This window comes from Rummeliibacillus sp. TYF-LIM-RU47, from assembly GCF_008638315.1.
GTDB classification, from domain to species: domain Bacteria; phylum Bacillota; class Bacilli; order Bacillales_A; family Planococcaceae; genus Rummeliibacillus; species Rummeliibacillus stabekisii.
This window is the reverse complement of the sequence record NZ_VVIR01000001.1, coordinates 2,002,912-2,021,273: the sequence shown is the minus strand read 5'-3', so window position 1 is coordinate 2,021,273 and position 18,362 is coordinate 2,002,912. Positions and strand designations below refer to the sequence as shown.

General features: G+C 38.0%; 15 protein-coding genes and 1 other annotated feature (1 of these 16 running past the window's edge). Of the genes, 14 read left to right on the top strand and 1 reads right to left on the bottom strand.

Features of this window, described 5'->3' with window-relative positions; genetic code table 11:
• The first annotated feature begins 11 nt into the window (after nt 1-11).
• Nucleotides 12-614 carry a nucleotidyltransferase family protein gene (locus tag F0527_RS10165; protein WP_150284727.1) on the top strand — a complete coding sequence of 201 codons (603 nt, stop codon included), beginning with the start codon at nt 12-14 and terminating at the stop codon, nt 612-614.
• A gap of 66 nt (nt 615-680) precedes the next feature.
• Here F0527_RS10165 and F0527_RS10160 read toward each other — a convergent pair whose 3' ends face one another.
• Complete coding sequence (locus F0527_RS10160) at nt 681-1,502, bottom strand: purine-nucleoside phosphorylase (protein WP_150284726.1); 822 nt, start codon at nt 1,500-1,502, stop codon at nt 681-683.
• A gap of 346 nt (nt 1,503-1,848) precedes the next feature.
• On the opposite strand from F0527_RS10160, the gene F0527_RS10155 reads away from it, so the two are divergent.
• The 13 genes from F0527_RS10155 to F0527_RS10095 all read left to right on the top strand — a co-directional run bounded on the left by F0527_RS10155 (nt 1,849) and on the right by F0527_RS10095 (nt 17,919).
• Complete coding sequence (locus F0527_RS10155; RefSeq protein ID WP_370454662.1) at nt 1,849-3,210, top strand: amino acid permease; 1,362 nt, start codon at nt 1,849-1,851, stop codon at nt 3,208-3,210.
• Nucleotides 3,211-3,459: 249 nt separating this feature from the next.
• Nucleotides 3,460-4,455 (top strand): tetratricopeptide repeat protein, encoded by a 996-nt coding sequence (locus F0527_RS10150; protein WP_150284725.1) that lies wholly within the window; start codon nt 3,460-3,462, stop codon nt 4,453-4,455.
• A 105-nt stretch (nt 4,456-4,560) separates the two neighbouring features.
• Nucleotides 4,561-5,853 (top strand): trigger factor, encoded by a 1,293-nt coding sequence (tig, locus tag F0527_RS10145; RefSeq protein ID WP_066788625.1) that lies wholly within the window; start codon nt 4,561-4,563, stop codon nt 5,851-5,853.
• Between the two features lie 322 nt (nt 5,854-6,175).
• The gene (clpX, locus tag F0527_RS10140; RefSeq protein WP_066788621.1) at nt 6,176-7,441 is read left to right on the top strand and encodes an ATP-dependent protease ATP-binding subunit ClpX; all 1,266 of its coding nucleotides are present in this window, start codon (nt 6,176-6,178) and stop codon (nt 7,439-7,441) included.
• A 172-nt stretch (nt 7,442-7,613) separates the two neighbouring features.
• Nucleotides 7,614-9,941: an endopeptidase La gene (lon, locus tag F0527_RS10135; protein ID WP_066788619.1), complete on the top strand. Its 2,328-nt coding sequence runs from the start codon at nt 7,614-7,616 to the stop codon at nt 9,939-9,941.
• Complete coding sequence (yihA, locus tag F0527_RS10130; protein WP_066788617.1) at nt 9,938-10,519, top strand: ribosome biogenesis GTP-binding protein YihA/YsxC; 582 nt, start codon at nt 9,938-9,940, stop codon at nt 10,517-10,519. The genes lon and yihA overlap by 4 nt, the downstream gene beginning before the upstream one ends.
• A gap of 353 nt (nt 10,520-10,872) precedes the next feature.
• A complete protein-coding gene (gene hemA / locus F0527_RS10125; protein ID WP_150284724.1) occupies nt 10,873-12,237 on the top strand; it encodes a glutamyl-tRNA reductase in 1,365 nt (454 codons plus the stop codon).
• A gap of 91 nt (nt 12,238-12,328) precedes the next feature.
• Nucleotides 12,329-13,159: a cytochrome c biogenesis protein CcsA gene (gene ccsA / locus F0527_RS10120; protein WP_066788609.1), complete on the top strand. Its 831-nt coding sequence runs from the start codon at nt 12,329-12,331 to the stop codon at nt 13,157-13,159.
• A gap of 18 nt (nt 13,160-13,177) precedes the next feature.
• Entirely contained in the window at nt 13,178-14,110 is a 933-nt protein-coding gene (gene hemC / locus F0527_RS10115; protein ID WP_147195858.1) for a hydroxymethylbilane synthase, read from the top strand.
• The gene (locus tag F0527_RS10110) at nt 14,100-14,864 is read left to right on the top strand and encodes a uroporphyrinogen-III synthase (RefSeq protein WP_150284723.1); all 765 of its coding nucleotides are present in this window, start codon (nt 14,100-14,102) and stop codon (nt 14,862-14,864) included. Before hemC ends, F0527_RS10110 begins: the two co-directional genes overlap by 11 nt.
• Nucleotides 14,861-15,844: a porphobilinogen synthase gene (hemB, locus tag F0527_RS10105; protein WP_066788596.1), complete on the top strand. Its 984-nt coding sequence runs from the start codon at nt 14,861-14,863 to the stop codon at nt 15,842-15,844. The genes F0527_RS10110 and hemB overlap by 4 nt, the downstream gene beginning before the upstream one ends.
• The gene (hemL, locus tag F0527_RS10100; RefSeq protein WP_150284722.1) at nt 15,844-17,136 is read left to right on the top strand and encodes a glutamate-1-semialdehyde 2,1-aminomutase; all 1,293 of its coding nucleotides are present in this window, start codon (nt 15,844-15,846) and stop codon (nt 17,134-17,136) included. The genes hemB and hemL overlap by 1 nt, the downstream gene beginning before the upstream one ends.
• Nucleotides 17,137-17,271: 135 nt before the next feature.
• Nucleotides 17,272-17,919 carry a hypothetical protein gene (locus tag F0527_RS10095; RefSeq protein ID WP_150284721.1) on the top strand — a complete coding sequence of 216 codons (648 nt, stop codon included), beginning with the start codon at nt 17,272-17,274 and terminating at the stop codon, nt 17,917-17,919.
• Nucleotides 17,920-18,239: 320 nt separating this feature from the next.
• Nucleotides 18,240-18,362 (top strand) — a binding site (T-box leader); it runs 91 nt beyond the window's last position.

The following is an 18,362-nucleotide window of genomic DNA, read 5'->3' as shown; positions in this document are numbered from 1 at the left end:
GGTGATAAGTAATGATATTAGAAGACGAAAAAGATATCGTTGAAGCTATTAAAAAGGATAGCTGGATGATGGATGTATTAAAGACTGCAAAAATTTTAGATTTGCCTGATTGGTGGATATGTGCAGGTTTTGTGAGATCAAAAGTATGGGATGTCTTACATAATTTTAATGCAAGAACCCCTTTACCTGATATAGATGTTATTTACTTTGATTCGTCTAATATAAATGAATTAGAGGAGAAGAATTTGGAAAGAAAGCTTAGATCGCTCATGCCGAATATCCCTTGGTCTGTAAAAAATCAGGCAAGAATGCATGTTTTAAATAATATGAGCCCTTATACATCATCTATTGATGGTATTTCCAAATTCCCTGAAACTGCAACGGCATTAGGGGTTAAATTAGATGAAAAAGATAATTTACTTTTAGCGGCTCCATGGGGAGTTAAGGATGTAATCAATTTGAAGGTAAAACCTACTCCTTATTATTTAGAGACAGATACGAGAATTAGCATTTATGAAAACAGGGTTATCAAGAAAGGCTGGAACTCCATCTCGAGAAAAATAGAGGTTTTTGAAATTGGTAAGATACTCCAAAATAAAGAGAATTCTCATTAACACAAAACACACGCCTTCTTTAGAGAAGTTGGCGTGTGTTTTTTATTCCCGCGTTAACGCGAGTGATTATTTAATTTCTTCAAGTAAACCTTTAATCAACCCAACGAATTTTGTGTTAACTTGGCTAGCTACTTCAATTACTTCCTCATGGTTTAATGGTTGGTCAAGAATGCCACATGCCATGTTTGTTAGACAAGAGATCCCAAGTACTTTCATACCAGCGTGTTTTGCAACAATCGCTTCTGGAACAGTAGACATGCCGACTGCATCAGCGCCAAGAGTTCGAATCATGCGGATTTCAGCAGGTGTTTCATAAGTTGGACCGCTCCACCAAGCATAGACACCTTGTTTAATTTTAACATCTTGTTTCTTAGACACGATGATTGCAAGTTTACGTAAATCTTTATCATACGCCTCGGATAGATCGGGGAAACGCGTGCCTAGCGTATCATTGTTTGGGCCGATTAACGGGTTAGTACCTGTCAAATTAATATGATCTGTTATTAGCATCAAATCACCAGGTGTGAAGCCCGTATTAACAGCTCCACAAGCATTTGTCACAATGATGCTTTCAATTCTAAGCGACTTCATTACGCGTACAGGGAAAGTGACTTCGTCTAATGTAAATCCCTCATAATAATGGAATCGTCCTTTCATTGCTGCTACTATTTTGCCGCTTAGCTCTCCGACAACTAGCTCATTAGCATGGCCAATGGCTTCTGACTTCGCAAAATGTGGAATTTCACTGTATGGGATATGAACTGGATTTTCTATTTCATCAGCAAGATTTCCTAAGCCTGAGCCTAGAATCAAGCCGATTGTTGGTGTGCTGTTAATTTTATTTAAAATATAGTCTCTAGCTTCATTAATTGCGTCTAATTGATGCATTATATAGTCCTCCTTCAAATGAGCAACAGGGCTCATTTGCACGTTATACTTTTAGCTTAAAGCAATAAAGGCTCAATGTACACTGAATCATTTCGCAAATTATCTCTTGAAATTTAAACTTAAAAGAGATCATAACGGAAAAGATAAAAAACAAAAGAGTTTTACGGAAAAATTCTCTTTTCCGCAAAGTTACTTGATGACCGTCCTTGTTTTTTTGGGAAATACAATTGTATTTATAAGTGAAATTGAGTACACTTAGAGGGTGAAAATTATTTTAAGAAAGTTTGTTTTCTATGCTGAAATGCAGAGATAACTAGACATCTAGATGAACAGAGGGGGTAAAATTATGGCGAATGAAGAATTGAAAAGGGGACTTAAATCTCGGCACATACAAATGATTGCACTTGGTGGAACTATTGGTGTGGGGCTGTTTATGGGTTCATCAAGCACCATTGGTTGGACAGGTCCTTCTGTTATGCTTGCCTATGCGATTGCTGGTATATTCGTATTTTTTATTATGAGAGCTATGGGTGAGATGCTATATCTAGAGCCAATTACAGGTTCCTTTGCGACTTTCGCTCATCAATACATACATCCGCTTGCAGGCTATCTGACTGCATGGAGCAACTGGTTTCAATGGGTGATTGTAGGGATGTCAGAAGTAATTGCGGTCGGCTCATATATGCAGTATTGGTTTCCTAACTTGCCGCCGTGGATTCCTGGCTTAATTGTCATTGTTATTTTAGGTTTGGCAAATTTAGTTTCAGTAAAGTCATTTGGCGAATTTGAATTTTGGTTTGCTCTAATTAAAATAGTAACGATCATATTAATGATAATAGCTGGATTTGGATTAATCTTCTTCGGTCTTGGCAATGGTGGACATGCAGTTGGGTTCTCAAATCTATGGTCAAATGGCGGGTTCTTTACAGGTGGATGGAAAGGTTTCTTCTTTGCCTTATCACTTGTGGTTGGTTCATACCAAGGTGTGGAATTAATCGGAATTACTGCTGGGGAAGCAGAAAATCCTAAGAAATCCCTGACTAAAGCGATCAACTCTATTATATGGCGAATTCTAATTTTCTATATTGGTGCTATCTTTGTGATTGTAACGGTTTATCCATGGGATCAATTAAAAGAAGTGGGTAGCCCATTTGTTGTTACCTTTGCAAAAGTTGGTATTACAATGGCGGCTGGTTTCATTAACTTTGTGGTGATTACAGCAGCTATGTCAGGCTGTAATAGCGGGATTTTCAGTTCTGGCCGAATGATCTATACACTTGCAGAAAATGGTCAAGCACCAAAAATATTTGCGAAGGTTTCTAAAAATGGTGTGCCATACTGGAGTACAATCGCAGTATTAATCGGCTTAACAGTAGGGGTTGTGCTCAACTTTGTATCACAATCAAAAATATTCGTTTATGTATACAGTGCTAGTGTTCTACCTGGGATGATGCCGTGGTTTGCCTTATTGATTGCTCAAATTAGATTTAGAAAAGTGCATAGCGATCAAATGCCATCGCACCCATTCAAAATGCCATTTGCGCCAGTTTCTAACTACGTAACGATTTTATTCTTACTTACTGTATTGGTAGGTATGTGGTTCAATAAGGATACACAAATCTCCCTCATTGTCGGCATTATCTTCTTATGTATAATGACAGCATTATTCTTCTTATTAGGAATGAATAAAAAGCGTGTTAAAGAATAATTTTCTGGGAAAATTAGACTGTAGACTAACTCATATGATTGGGTGTCTACAGTTTTTTTATTTTTAAATCTTCCTCTCTACTATTAGAGAGGGATTTATCTTTTATAATCAAATTTGTTTATTTTATATCAAAATAACATATAGCTATAGAAACCTACATGAGCGAAATATAGACCAAATTGTCGAAGGAAATTATTTTGGGTCAAAATGTTTTTATGCTATGATGAATTTTAAGGGGAGTGAACACAATTGCGCAGAAAAAAAGGAAAACTTCAGAAGCATGAAAATGTTATTGTGTTCCCAGGAACGGTGGAGAGACTCGTAGCCGAGGGCCAGCAGTTCGCTGAAAAGTACCAATATGACCAGGCTGTTGAATGCTTAAGAGAAGCTTTGCAATACACCGAGGGAGACGAGGCATTGCTTAGTGTTTATGCATTCTCTTTGTATGAAATAAGGAACTTTAAAGAAGCGAAAGCCGTTTGTGAAAAACTCCTCGCGATTGGGCCGCAATTATACATAGAAACGATGGAACTTTATTTAACTGTGCTAATGGAGTTGAAAGAATATAAACAAGTAGAAACCCTTATTGAGTCTTTACTTGAAGAAGATGTCATTCCGCCCGAATCGCAAGACCAATTTATCCGTATTAAAAACCTCAATGCTGCTATTGCAAAAGCAAAAATAGAAGACAGTCTAGATGATGTAGAGATAGAGCACGCCAGTGATGAATTTGAAGTAGATACATTCTTTTCTAAAACAACAATTGAGCAGATGCAAAAGCTGCAAGCAGCTAAAGAGATGAATATACGCCCAATTAAAGATTTATTGGTGGCGATTATTGAGGATGAAAGATCTCATCCTTTGATCCAAAGCTTTATTCTCTACCTTCTTGTCGCACAAGAAATCCCTGCGATAGTAGAGGTGAAAAAATTGGGGCATTCAAAAGTAGTGAACACAGAGGAATTGCTGTTACCGGATGAATTACCAGTAGCAAAGAAAGTGTTTGAATTGGTAAGCGATGCGCTCGACCAAGAACCTTCTACTTTACAGATGGTCCAATATCTATTGGCCAGGCATATCTTTGCAGCCTATCCTTATGAATGGTTTAATTATGGAGCAGAAGAGGTTGCAGAAGGCTATATTGACTTCGTACATGGAATGTTCGGCGTTGTCAAAGAGACAGATTATGACTTGATGGAGTTATTAAATACCCTTGAAGAGCAATCCGAATTGTTCGATACATGAAATCAGTTGAAAGTATAGCTATCTATGATATACTAAAAAAGTTGAGAAAGTCGTATTAACGAATAAATTGTCCAACATGTGAATTTAATTTTGGAGGTATTATACATGTCAGCAAAATGGGAAAAACAAGAAGGCAACACTGGAGTATTAACAGTAGAATTGCCTGCTGAAAAAGTAAACGCAGCTTTAGATAAAGCATTCAAAAAAGTTGTGAAACAAATTAACGTACCAGGCTTCCGTAAAGGTAAAATGCCTCGTCAAATGTTCGAAAAAAGATTCGGTGTAGAATCATTATACCAAGACGCACTAGAACTTTTAGTGAACGAAAACTATCCATTAGCAATCGATGAAACTGGTATTTCTCCAGTGGATCAACCAGAAATCGATTTTGAAATGGAAGACCTAGGCAAAAACAAAGACTTCAAATTTACTGCAACAGTTATTGTAAAACCTGAAGTTGAACTAGGTGATTACAAAGGTTTAGAAGTGAAAAAACAAGAAACAACTGTTACAGACGAAGAAATTGAACAACAATTGAAAGATCAACAAACTCGTCTTGCAGAACTTGTTGTTAAAGAAGATAGCGCAATCGAAAATGGCGATACAGCTGTAATCGACTTTGAAGGTTTCCAAGATGGCGAAGCTTTCGAAGGCGGCAAAGGCGACAACTACTCACTTGAAATCGGTTCAGGATCATTCATTCCAGGATTCGAAGAACAATTAATTGGCGCAAAAGCTGGCGAAGAAAAAGAAGTAGTTGTAACTTTCCCAGAAGAGTACCACGCAGCAGAATTAGCTGGTAAAGAAGCTACTTTCAAAGTAAATGTTAAAGAAGTAAAAGGTAAAGAACTTCCTGAATTGGATGATGACTTTGCACAAGAAGTAGATTCAGAAGTGAAAACACTAGATGAACTACGCACAAAATTAAAAGAAAAAACAGCTACTGAAAAAGCTGCAGCAGCTGATACAGCACTACGTGATGAACTAGTAGAAAAAGCTGCTAATAACGCAAAAATCGATATTCCAAATGCAATGATCGAAACTGAAATCGATCGTATGATGCAAGAATATGATCAAAACTTGCAAATGCAAGGTTTAAACCTTGATCTATTCTACCAATTCTCTGGTCAAGATGAAGCTGCATTGCGCGCTCAAATGAAAGAAGATGCAGAATCTCGCGTACGCGTAGCATTAGTTCTTGAAGCGATTGGCGAAGCAGAAAAAATCGAAGCAACAGAAGAAGACATCAATGCAGAATTAGAAAAAATGACTGAGCAATTCAAAATGGATGCAGATCAAATCAAATCAATCCTAGGCGGCACTTCCGTACTAGAACATGATGTGAAAATCCGCAAAACTGTAGAATTCTTAGTTGATAATGCAAAAGTAACTGAATAATACAGTTTCTAAGTAAACTTGAACAAGGTACGGGTTCTGTATCCGTACCTTGTTTCTTCACATATATGAAATGTAACTTCAACCAGAACGGTACCCCACACTGATTGGTCATGTTCCAACTGGGCTTTTAGGGGTAAATACCCCCACATAAACTTCTCGCTTTTTCATTTCAAAAGTAGGGTTTTTACAACCCATCAAAGCGGAATAAATTTTATAAATCATAACGATACATACTATAAGTAATTTTTGTAGCAAGAATTCATTATATTTGATAATATAAATGGAATCTTGTAACATTGTTGCTTGAATAGGGGTGAAATAATTGTTCAAATTTAATGATGAAAAAGGCAATTTAAAATGCTCATTCTGTGGTAAACCGCAAGAACAAGTTCGTAAACTTGTGGCAGGGCCAGGTGTCTATATTTGTGATGAATGTATTGACTTATGTTCTGAAATCGTTGTAGAGGAACTAGGCACTGAAGAAGAAGTAGAGCTTAAAGATATACCAAAACCAAAAGAAATTCTTGAAACATTGGATGATTATGTCATCGGACAAGAACGTGCGAAAAAAGCATTATCCGTAGCTGTATATAATCATTACAAACGTATAAATACTCAAAGCAAAGTAGACGATGTTGAATTATCTAAATCAAATATCGTTTTAATCGGACCAACTGGTAGCGGTAAAACATTGCTTGCTCAAACGTTAGCACGTATTATTAATGTACCTTTCGCTATTGCTGATGCGACTTCATTAACTGAAGCAGGATATGTTGGGGAAGATGTAGAGAATATTCTTCTTAAATTAATCCAAGCTGCAGACTATGATGTAGAACGCGCTGAAAAAGGAATAATTTATATAGATGAGATTGATAAGGTAGCCCGCAAGTCGGAAAACCCATCAATCACTCGAGACGTATCTGGTGAAGGTGTTCAACAAGCATTGTTGAAAATCTTAGAAGGAACTACAGCTAGCGTACCACCACAAGGCGGCCGTAAACATCCGCACCAAGAGTTTATCCAAATCGATACAACTAATATCTTATTCATCGTAGGCGGAGCATTTGATGGAATTGAATCCATTATTAAACGCCGTATGGGTGAAAAGGTAATCGGTTTTGGCTCTAACCTTAAAAAAGATGCAGACGACAAAAATCTAATGAAACATTTAATTCCAGAGGATTTATTAAAATTTGGCTTGATCCCAGAATTTATTGGCCGTTTGCCTGTACTTGCGAGCCTAGAACTTTTAGATGAAGATGCACTTGTTCAAATTTTAACTGAGCCAAAGAACGCGTTAACAAAACAATATCAAAAAATGATGGAGTTAGATGACGTAGAACTTGAGTTTGAAAAAGATGCATTGTACGAAATCGCTAAAGAAGCAATCGAACGTAAAACAGGTGCACGTGGTTTGCGTTCCATTATTGAAAACATCATGCTAGATGTTATGTTTGAACTGCCATCACGTGATGATATAGCGAAATGTATTGTAACGAAAGAAACAATTACAGAAAAAGCAAGACCGAGACTTGTATTAAAAGACGGTACAGAGTTAGACCCAAATAACAAAAAAACGTCTGCGTAAGAACTGATCCAATAGCTGGTTCGATCAAGTGCCAATCAGCACTTGACCGGCCAGTTTTTTGAGTTTTAGGCGAATTGACTAACTTGTAACGATATGAATGAAATACTTTGAATGAACCATACTTATAACGTGCTTTTATAGTTAGAACTTAAAGTCGGAGGTGATCGCTCGTATGGCAGAAGTAACTAGAACAAAAGACTTACCACTTTTACCGCTTAGAGGGTTGCTCGTGTATCCAACAATATTGTTACATATTGACGTAGGTCGCGTACGCTCAATTGAAGCATTGGAAAAAGCAATGGCGGATGATCATTTAATCTTCCTTGCTACCCAAAAAGCAATGGATATCGAAACACCAGAAGAAGAAGATTTATATAAAACAGGTACTGTAGCATATGTAAAGCAAATGCTTAAACTTCCGAATGGAACTTTACGTGTGTTGGTTGAAGGTCTTCATCGAGCAAAGATAGAAACAATAACTGACCATAAAAAATTTATGACAGCGAATATTGAAAACTTTCTTGATTCTAAGGAAGCAGATTTGGAAACTCAAGCACTAATGCGTACGCTGCTTTCTTATTTTGAAAAGTATACGAAAGCATCAAGCAAGATTTCCCATGAATCGTTTGCGACAGTTGCAGATATTGAAGAACCAGGTCGATTTGCTGATACTGTGGCATCTTATTTGCCGCTCAAAATGCACGGCAAACAAGAAATCCTCGATACAATTGATGTCAAGGAACGTTTAAGTATTTTGATTAATCGTTTGCATGATGAACAAGAAGTATTAAATTTAGAGCATAAGATTAACTCAAAAGTTAAGCGTGCCATGGAAAAAACTCAAAAAGAATTCTACTTGCGTGAGCAAATGAAAGCAATTCAAGAGGAACTTGGCGACCGTGAAGGGAAACAAGCAGAGGTAGCGGAGTTGCGTACAAAAATTGATGCAGCGAAAATGCCTGAAGAAATAAAATTGGTAGCTCTTAAAGAATTAAGCCGTTACGATAAGATCCCTGTAGCATCTGCTGAGAGTGGTGTAATTCGCAACTATTTAGATTGGCTTGTGGCCCTTCCTTGGAGTAAGGCTACAAAAGATAGAAGGGATATTCATGTCGCTGAAAAAATCCTTAATCGTGACCATGAAGGTCTAGAAGATGTTAAGGAAAGAATACTTGAGTATCTTTCAGTTCAACAGCTTACAAATTCATTGCGCGGACCGATCTTATGTTTAGCAGGTCCTCCGGGAGTCGGTAAAACGTCCTTGGCAAAATCAATTGCAGAGTCGTTAAATCGAAAATTTGTGCGAATATCGCTTGGTGGAGTAAGGGATGAATCAGAAATCCGCGGTCATAGAAGAACCTATGTCGGTGCTATGCCTGGACGTATAATTCAAGGTATGAAAAAAGCAGAAACAATCAATCCCGTATTTTTATTAGATGAGATCGATAAAATGTCCAATGATTTCCGTGGGGATCCATCAGCTGCATTGTTAGAAGTACTTGACCCAAATCAAAACAACACATTTAGCGACCACTATTTAGAAGAACCGTACGATTTATCGAATGTCATGTTCATTGCAACAGCTAATGACTTAAGTACAATTCCTGGCCCGCTTCGGGATCGTATGGAAATAATCTCAATTGCAGGGTATACAGAGTTTGAGAAAGAGCAAATTGCTATTAACCACTTAATACCAAAGCAAATGAAAGAAAATGGCCTATCTAAATCACAGCTACAAATCCGTGATGATGCCATTCTTGACCTGATACGGTATTATACTCGAGAAGCAGGTGTTCGAAGTCTTGAACGTGAAATTGCTTCTTTATGTAGGAAAGCTGCGAAACAAATCGTTTCAACGGAAAAGAAACGAGTTGTGATTACGGCAAAAAATTTAGAGGATATGCTTGGCAAACACCGCTTCCATCATGGTCAAGCGGAACAAGAGAACCAAGTCGGCGTTGCAACTGGGTTAGCATATACAGTAGTAGGCGGCGATACGCTTCAAATTGAGGTTTCGCTTACTCCAGGTAAAGGCAAAATTCAGCTTACTGGTAAACTTGGTGATGTAATGAAGGAATCAGCACAGACTGCATTGTCTTACGTGCGATCAAAAGCTGATCAACTCGGCATAGACCAAGATTTCTTCGATACGCATGACCTTCATATTCATGTGCCAGAAGGAGCTGTTCCTAAGGATGGTCCTTCAGCTGGAGTAACAATGGTGACTGCAATTACATCTGCTATCACCAAAAAGCCGATTCGAAAAGAAGTAGGAATGACTGGGGAAGTCACTCTACGAGGAAGAGTATTGCCAATTGGGGGCTTAAAAGAAAAATCTCTTGGCGCCCACAGAGCAGGTTTAACAACCATCATTTTACCGAAAGATAATGAACGTGATATAGATGATATACCAGAAAGTGTGCGAAAAGGGCTTACGTTTAAGCTCGTGTCAAACGCGGATGAAGTATTAAACATCGCGCTCGACGGAGGGATTTCATGAAAGTCAATAATGTAGAAATGGTCATTAGTGCTGTAGGACCAAAACAATATCCAGAGGATGGTCTGCCAGAGTTTGCTCTGGCAGGTCGTTCAAATGTTGGTAAATCTTCATTTATCAACAGAATGATTGGGCGCAAAAGTATGGCGCGCATATCATCTAAACCAGGTAAAACACAAACACTCAACTTTTATAAAATTGAAGAACAATTATTCTTTGTCGATGTTCCTGGCTATGGCTATGCCAAAGTTTCTAAAACAGAACGCGAAGCATGGGGCAAAATGATCGAGCAATATTTAACTGGACGAAGCATTCTGAAAGCAGTTGTCCAAATTATCGATATCCGCCATGAACCAACTGATGATGATTGTATGATGTACGACTTTTTAAAACACTACAACATTCCAACCATTGTTATTGCTACGAAAGCAGATAAGATTAAAAAGGGAAACTATGAGAAACATAAAAAAATTATAAAAGAAGTCCTAGACATGGATCCAAACGACCCGCTTATTTTATTCTCATCAGAAAAAGGAATGGGTATGGAACAAGCCTGGGCTGAAATTGAAAAAAGAATGTAATGATACATAATGCGCTGCAATATGACAGTGTTGTCTATGTAATCGAAATTTGCTCTTGTAGGATCTGCAGGAGCAAATTTTTTGTTTAGTTCTGTTTGTTTGAATTAATGAATTTTGGGGATTATAAGTAATAGCAGGTTTTACACAGTGCAAAGGTATTAAAAAACTGAAAATTACGTTATAAAACAGGTTAATTGTACTTCGAAGTATAATTTGCTAAAATATAAATTATAATAATTCTAAACAACAAGATGTCAATACGTCATAGGGTGTTCACAATTTATAAACAAGAATGATGACGATTTATGATATAATAGACATCGTGAAAATGAACGTGTGAGGTGTAGAGATTCATGCATACCATCGTAGTAGGCTTGAATTATAAAACAGCGCCCGTCGAAATTCGGGAAAAATTTTCTTTTACTGAAAATGAAATACCAGAAGCGATGAGAGCATTACAAAGCCAAAAAAGCATATTAGAAAACGTGATTGTTTCTACATGTAACCGTACAGAGATTTATGCAGTAGTAGACCAGCTGCATACTGGCCGTTATTACGTCAAACAATTTCTTTCAACATGGTTTAAAGTTCCTGTTGAGTCGTTCGAAAGTCATTTATATATACGTGAAGAAGATGAAGCAATGATGCACTTATTCAAAGTTACTTCAGGTATAGACTCAATGGTTTTAGGTGAGACACAAATACTTGGACAGGTAAAGACAAGCTTTTTACAAGCGCAAGAACTTGGTGTAACAGGCACTGTTTATAATAAATTATTTAAACAAGCGGTTACATTTGCGAAACGTGCGCATGGCGAAACAGCCATCGGTGAAAATGCTGTGTCTGTATCGTATGCTGCAGTAGAACTGGCGAAAAAAATATTTGGTTCTCTTGAAAATAAACATGTAGCTATACTTGGTGCCGGCAAAATGGGTGAGCTTGCAGTCGAAAACCTTTATGGTAGCGGCGTAGGGAAAGTAACTGTTATAAATCGTACGTTCTCTAAAGCAGAAACCCTTGCAGAAAAATTCCATGGTACAGCTAAATCCATGCAAGAACTACAATGTGTATTGCTAGAGGCAGATATTCTAATTAGCTCGACAGGTGCAACAGAATATGTTATTGACCATGAATTAATGCAATTTGTTGAGAAACTTCGCAAAGGAAAACCTTTATTCATGGTAGATATTGCTGTGCCTCGTGATTTAGATCCGCGCATTGGTGATATTCCAAATGTATTCTTGTATGATATTGATGATTTGCATGGCATTGTTGAGGCAAACCTCGCAGAAAGAGAACGCGCAGCAAGCCAAATTGTTTCCATGATTGATACAGAAGTGAATGATTTTAAAGATTGGATGACAACTCTAGGCGTTGTGCCTGTTATTGCAGCCCTTCGTCAAAAAGCTGCTCGCATTCAATCTGAAACAATGCAAAGCATCGAAAATAAAATGCCAGATTTAACAGACCGTGAGAAAAAAGTATTAAATAAACATACAAAATCTATTATTAATCAATTGCTCAAGGATCCGATTCTACAAGCGAAAGAAATGGCGGGTTCACAAAAATCAAAAGAACAGTTAGCGCTGTTCCAACGTATTTTTGGTATTGAAGAGGATGTACAAGATGAAGTGAAAAAACAACAGCTTCAACAAAAAGAGCGAATGGATAAAACAGTATTAGAAGCACAAGCATCTGATGCAAAATGGTCATATTAAGAAACTTTAAGAAGAGCGTTTTCGTGTCTATGTGGTAAACTATAGGTGCGGAAACGCTTTTTTTAAGATTTATGTCGCAAAGGAGCATATTATGGCTGATTTGACGATGACAAGGCTGCATGAAGCAATGGTCGTCTTATATGCGATCAGTCTTGTCTTTTATTTTATCGATTATTTAAATAAAGACCCGAAAGCCCATCGCATTGCGTTTTGGTTAATTTCTGTAGTATGGGTACTTCAATCAGCATTTTTAGGACTTTATATTATACAGACACATAGATTCCCAATACTTTCGCTATTTGAAGGAATTTACTTTTACGCGTGGCTTTTAATTACTATTTCGATTTTTTTACATTGTTTATACCGAGTAGATTTGCCTGTCTTCTTTTTAAATGTGATTGGTTTTATATTTATGACTATCCACACATTTGCACCAAATCAGTTGGCACTTTCGCCAGTCGGCAAGTCACTTATTTCTGAATTGCTCTTTTTCCATGTCACATTTGCCATCTTGTCCTATGTAGCCTTTTCGCTGTCCTTTGTTTTTTCAACATTGTATCTCATTCTTTACAATGTATTGAAGAAGAAAAAGTGGACAAAGCAATGGACGCGTTTACCATCATTAGATCAAGCACAAAAAGGCATGACGTGGGCTATATTGGTGGGTATTCCTATTTTGCTGATTAGTTTAATACTTGGACTTCAATGGGGTTATTCATCGTTAGAGCATTTCACTGTTTTAGATACAAAGATTATAGGGTCTTTTCTCTCTCTATTAATCTATTGTTTTATATTATATGGCTATCGAAAAGGAAAGCTTCATACAACGATGTATGCTTGGACAAATGTGTATGCCTTCCTTGTTATCATTGTAAATTTCTTTTTAGGAAGCCGTTTGTCAAGTTTTCATTTTTGGTATTAATAGAAAGGTTGGATGTACGTGCGTAAAATTACTGTTGGATCAAGACGAAGCAAACTAGCATTAACTCAAACAAATTGGTTTATTGACCAATTGAAGAAAGCTGGGGCGCCGTTTGAATTTGAAGTGAAAGAAATTGTGACAAAAGGCGATAAAATTGTTGATGTTCAATTGTCTAAAGTAGGCGGCAAAGGCTTATTTGTAAAAGAAATTGAGCAAGCTTTATTTGACAAAGAAATCGACTTTGCTGTACACAGCATGAAAGATATGCCTGCAGTACTTCCAGAAGGGCTAGTTATTGGCTGCATTCCGAAGCGTGAAGATCCACGCGATGCCTTTATTAGCAAAAATCACGTGAAATTTGCAGATTTACCAAAAGGAGCAGTTGTAGGTACGAGTAGTTTGCGCAGAAGCGCACAATTGTTGCTTGCTCGTCCAGACTTGGAGATCAAATGGATTCGCGGTAATGTTGATACCCGTTTAGCAAAACTAGAAAATGATGAGTACGATGCGATTATCCTAGCAGCTGCAGGGTTGAAGCGTTTAGGCTGGAGTGATGAGGTTGTTACAGAATACCTATCAACTGAAGTATGTCTGCCAGCAGTAGGGCAAGGTTCGCTTGGAATTGAGTGTCGTGCTGATGACGAAGAGCTACTATCTGAGCTGGCGAAATTAACAGACAAAGCAACGTGGGAAGAAGCTCATGCAGAGCGCGCGTTCCTTGCTGCAATGGATGGCGGCTGCCAAGTGCCAATTGCTGGCTTTGCACGTTTTGAAAATGATGGCGTGAATTTCAAAGGCCTAGTAGCTGCTCCTGATGCCTCTGTTTTTTATAAAGAATCAGTTGCTTCAAAAGATGCAAAAGCTGCAGGAGAAGAAGTGGCAGAAAAACTAACAAGCCAAGGTGCATATGAGTTAATTCAAAAAGTAAAGGCTGAGCAAAATGCCAACTAATCTGCCATTGAGTGGACAAAATATTGTCCTGACTGGCACGAAGATGACGCATTCAGTATCTTCACATATTTTAGAAAGGGGCGGCAATGTATATCATTTGCCGCTCATTGCTGTACAAGAAGCCACTTCTTCGAATGATGGTGAAAAGCTAGCGAAAGCCTTAAACAGCGAATGGCTAATCTTTACTAGTCAAAATGCTGTAGAAGCATTTTCACAAAAGCTTGCCCGCGCTTCATTAAGCATAGAAAAAAGCAGAGCCAAGATTGCTGCAGTGGGTGAGAAAACTGCAAGTGCATTAGAAAAAATAGGTTGTCAGATTGATTTTATGCCGTCTACATACAGTGCGGATAAATTTGTTGTCGAATTTCCTAAAGTTGCTGGGAAGGTTGAAAGTTGTCTATTCTTGAAAGGTAGTTTAGCAAAGGCTACTATAAAGGAAGGGCTGCCGTTTCCAGTCGATGAATGGACGGTCTATGAAACCATTCAAAGTACAGAGCATATCAGTGAATTAACGACATTAATCCAAAAATCAAAGGACGCAACAATTATATTTGCGAGTCCTTCTGCTGTGGATGTATTTAATAAATATGTCGTACCGCAAACAGGCTGGAGAGGTTATCAAATCGCAGCTATTGGACATGTTACTGAGCAAGCTCTCATAAATGCCGGAGCAATGGTAGATGTTAAACCAGAAAAATATACGATGTTGGCCATTATAGAAGAATTGGCTAAAAAGAAAGGACGATCATCATGACAGATTTACATTTCAAAAGACATAGACGTTTACGCCAATCTAGTGCGATGCGTGCGATGGTAAAAGAAACTTACTTACACAAAGAAGACTTTATTTATCCAATCTTTGTTATCGATGGCGAAAATATTAAAAATGAAGTGTCATCAATGCCAGGTGTATTTCAATTCTCACTTGATCGTTTAGGAGAAGAAATGGATGAAGTTGTTTCTCTTGGTATTCCATCTGTTATTCTTTTTGGACTTCCAGCAGAAAAAGATGAAGTAGGGTCACAAGCTTATCATGATCATGGCATCGTCCAAGAAGCTACTCGTTTTATTAAGAAAAATTACCCTGAAATCGTGGTAGTTGCTGATACTTGTCTATGTGAATTTACTTCTCACGGCCATTGTGGCGTTGTATCAGAAGATGAAAAAATCTTAAATGATCCATCATTAGATTTATTGGCTAAAACAGCGGTTTCACAAGCAGAAGCAGGAGCAGATATTATCGCACCTTCTAATATGATGGACGGGTTTGTAGCTGCTATTCGTAAAGGATTAGATGAAGCGGGTTATGAAGATGTTCCGATTATGTCTTACGCAGTAAAATATGCATCTGCTTATTACGGTCCATTCCGTGACGCAGCAGATGGTGCACCACAATTCGGCGACCGCAAAACGTATCAAATGGATCCATCAAACCGTATGGAAGCAATGCGTGAAGCTGAATCTGATGTAGAAGAGGGAGCGGACTTCTTAATTGTAAAACCAGCGTTGTCTTATTTGGATATTATGCGAGATGTTCGCAATAACTTTGATTTACCTGTTGTTGCCTACAATGTAAGTGGTGAATATGCGATGGTCAAAGCAGCTGCAATTAATGGCTGGATCGATGAAAAACAAGTCGTGTTAGAAACATTGCTTGGCATGAAACGTGCAGGCGCTGATTTAATCATTACTTATCATGCAAAAGATGCAGTTCGTTGGATGGAGGAGAAATAATGACACGTTCACATGAAAAATCAAAAGCAGCTTTTCAGGAAGCAATTCACTTAATGCCGGGTGGGGTCAATAGCCCTGTTCGTGCATTTAATGCGGTAAATATGGATCCGATTGTAATGGAAAAAGGGAAAGGCGCAATCATTACTGACGTAGATGGCAATGATTATATCGACTACGTATTGTCATGGGGTCCTCTTATCTTAGGTCATACACATCCTGATGTGGTAGCTGCGATTCAACGTGTGGCTGAATCAGGTACAAGCTTTGGCGCTTCTACTGTTATTGAAAATGAATTGGCTAAAGAAGTAATCAAACGTGTACCATCTATTGAAATGATTCGTATGGTTTCTTCTGGTACAGAGGCAACAATGAGTGCTATACGTGTAGCACGTGGTTATACAGGTCGCGACAAGATCTTGAAATTTGAAGGCTCTTATCATGGCCATGGCGACTCATTACTTATTAAAGCAGGCTCAGGTGTGGCAACACTTGGTTTGCCGGATAGCCCTGGGGTGCCGTTAAGTATTGCTCAAAATACGATAACAGTTCCTTACAATGATTTAGAATCTGTAAAACAGGTCTTTGAGATGTATGGAGAAGATATCGCAGCGATTATTGTTGAACCTGTAGCGGGAAATATGGGCTGTGTGCCACCGCTTCCAGGCTTTTTAGAAGGATTGCGAGATATCTCTACAAAAGCAGGTTCACTATTAATTTTTGATGAAGTTATGACAGGTTTCCGTGTTGGATTCAACAGTGCTCAAGGATATCTTGGGGTTACACCAGATTTGACTTGTCTTGGGAAAGTAATTGGTGGTGGTCTGCCGGTTGGAGCTTTCGGTGGTTCTCGTGAAATAATGGAACACATTGCACCAGCAGGACCAATTTATCAAGCAGGAACATTATCAGGCAATCCGCTTGCTATGACAGCTGGCCTTGAAACGTTGAATCATTTAACGCCAGAGTCGTATGATTACTTCAAAAAGTTAGGTGACCAATTAGAAGCAGGCTTCCGTGAGGCAGCTGAAACATACAATATCCCGCACACAGTAAATCGTGCAGGGTCTATGATTGGTTACTTCCTAACAAATGAAAATGTTATTGATTTTGAAACTGCTAAAACATCTGATCTGCAATTATTTGCAGAGTACTATATGCTAATGACAGAAGAAGGAATTTTCTTACCGCCATCCCAATTTGAGGGTGTTTTCCTTTCAACGGCGCATACGGAAGAACATATTGCACAAACAGTGAAAGCCTTCCAAAAAGTATTTAAACAATTAGCACGTTAAGACATTCAGCAGAGCGCATATGCTCTGCTGTTTTTTTATTTCTTAATTCTATTTTAATATATTAATTAGATAACTAGCTGGTTCTATAAACTTCAAAGTGTACATATAGATAAAGATAGAGGAGGGAATGTAAATATGAAAAAGATTACCTGGGAAATAAATGAATCATTCGTTTTTCCTGAAATATATGGTAAACCAACAAGCTTAAACAAAGTGAAAATTACACCTCGATGGGAACAGCAAGAGGATGAATTATCAGTATCACTTACTGGTATTTATCACATTGCCGCTAATGTGGAATTCGATGACACTCAAGAGGTATTGCAGCAATTAGAAAACGAGAGTACGCTTGTAGATGAAGTGGATGTTGAAGGTAATGAAGGCTATTTTGAGTATGCTATTCCTCTAAATGTAAGCTTGCCAAATGATAAGATTGACCAATCAACCGTTGTCCTAAACGCAAAAAATCTTCAAACAAAAGTGTCCGATAATGGAATTTGCGTGATTAGTTGCCAGGTAGATTGCGAATATAGTAATGTTGAAGAAAAAGAAGTGGTTGAAGCGCCAAGAGTGGAAGCCCAGTCAGAATTAGTTCAAAATGAAGAGGTCCAAGTGGCGGAGACGGAAAAAGTTGTACAACTTACAACGAATGAATCGCCAATGGACCTTCTAGAAAAGCCAATCGTAGTTGATCAAGATGAATCTATCTTAAGTCAAATACTGTGGGATTTAGAGGAACATTATTCGGTTGAGGAAATACCATTAAATAATGTCAGAATGTAGTAAGTACCAAAGACCTATAAAGAGCAGTAGGATGATAATATCCCAGGTTGTCGGAAAAATAATGATTCGTACGAATTGAAAGCATGTGAATGGGATAATAATCCCTTTACAATAGAAACGTGTTTTCCGCAACCAAGGCGGCAGCAAGTATGGATTATATCGTCTTCTCATGTAGAAGCTCCTTTCTATTTTAATGAAAAACCCATTCCTAGTATTTTATGTAGCTAGGGATGGGTTTTTGTAGGTCATTTAGAGAAAAGTAGCTTTGCGAAAAAACTTGAAAAATTAGGGACTATTCGCTACAATGTATACAGCTATATATATATGCTTTGAAGGGGAGGAGTAGAACGCTCCTACTTGTTAGAGAGGGAACGGTTGGTGAAAGTTCCTCAAGTAGACGTTTGAATGTAGCCCTGGAGCAGTTTTTGTGAACATTGAAGTAG

Bases quoted from the DNA above. Each gene is read 5' to 3' on its own strand.
- F0527_RS10165 (WP_150284727.1), top strand. From the start codon at position 12: ATGATATTAGAAGACGAAAAAGATATCGTTGAAGCTATTAAAAAGGAT.
- F0527_RS10160 (WP_150284726.1), bottom strand. From the start codon at position 1,502: ATGCATCAATTAGACGCAATTAATGAAGCTAGAGACTATATTTTAAAT.
- F0527_RS10155 (WP_370454662.1), top strand. From the start codon at position 1,849: ATGGCGAATGAAGAATTGAAAAGGGGACTTAAATCTCGGCACATACAA.
- tig (WP_066788625.1), top strand. From the start codon at position 4,561: ATGTCAGCAAAATGGGAAAAACAAGAAGGCAACACTGGAGTATTAACA.
- lon (WP_066788619.1), top strand. From the start codon at position 7,614: ATGGCAGAAGTAACTAGAACAAAAGACTTACCACTTTTACCGCTTAGA.
- yihA (WP_066788617.1), top strand. From the start codon at position 9,938: ATGAAAGTCAATAATGTAGAAATGGTCATTAGTGCTGTAGGACCAAAA.
- hemA (WP_150284724.1), top strand. From the start codon at position 10,873: ATGCATACCATCGTAGTAGGCTTGAATTATAAAACAGCGCCCGTCGAA.
- ccsA (WP_066788609.1), top strand. From the start codon at position 12,329: ATGGCTGATTTGACGATGACAAGGCTGCATGAAGCAATGGTCGTCTTA.
- F0527_RS10110 (WP_150284723.1), top strand. From the start codon at position 14,100: ATGCCAACTAATCTGCCATTGAGTGGACAAAATATTGTCCTGACTGGC.
- hemB (WP_066788596.1), top strand. From the start codon at position 14,861: ATGACAGATTTACATTTCAAAAGACATAGACGTTTACGCCAATCTAGT.
- hemL (WP_150284722.1), top strand. From the start codon at position 15,844: ATGACACGTTCACATGAAAAATCAAAAGCAGCTTTTCAGGAAGCAATT.
- F0527_RS10095 (WP_150284721.1), top strand. From the start codon at position 17,272: ATGAAAAAGATTACCTGGGAAATAAATGAATCATTCGTTTTTCCTGAA.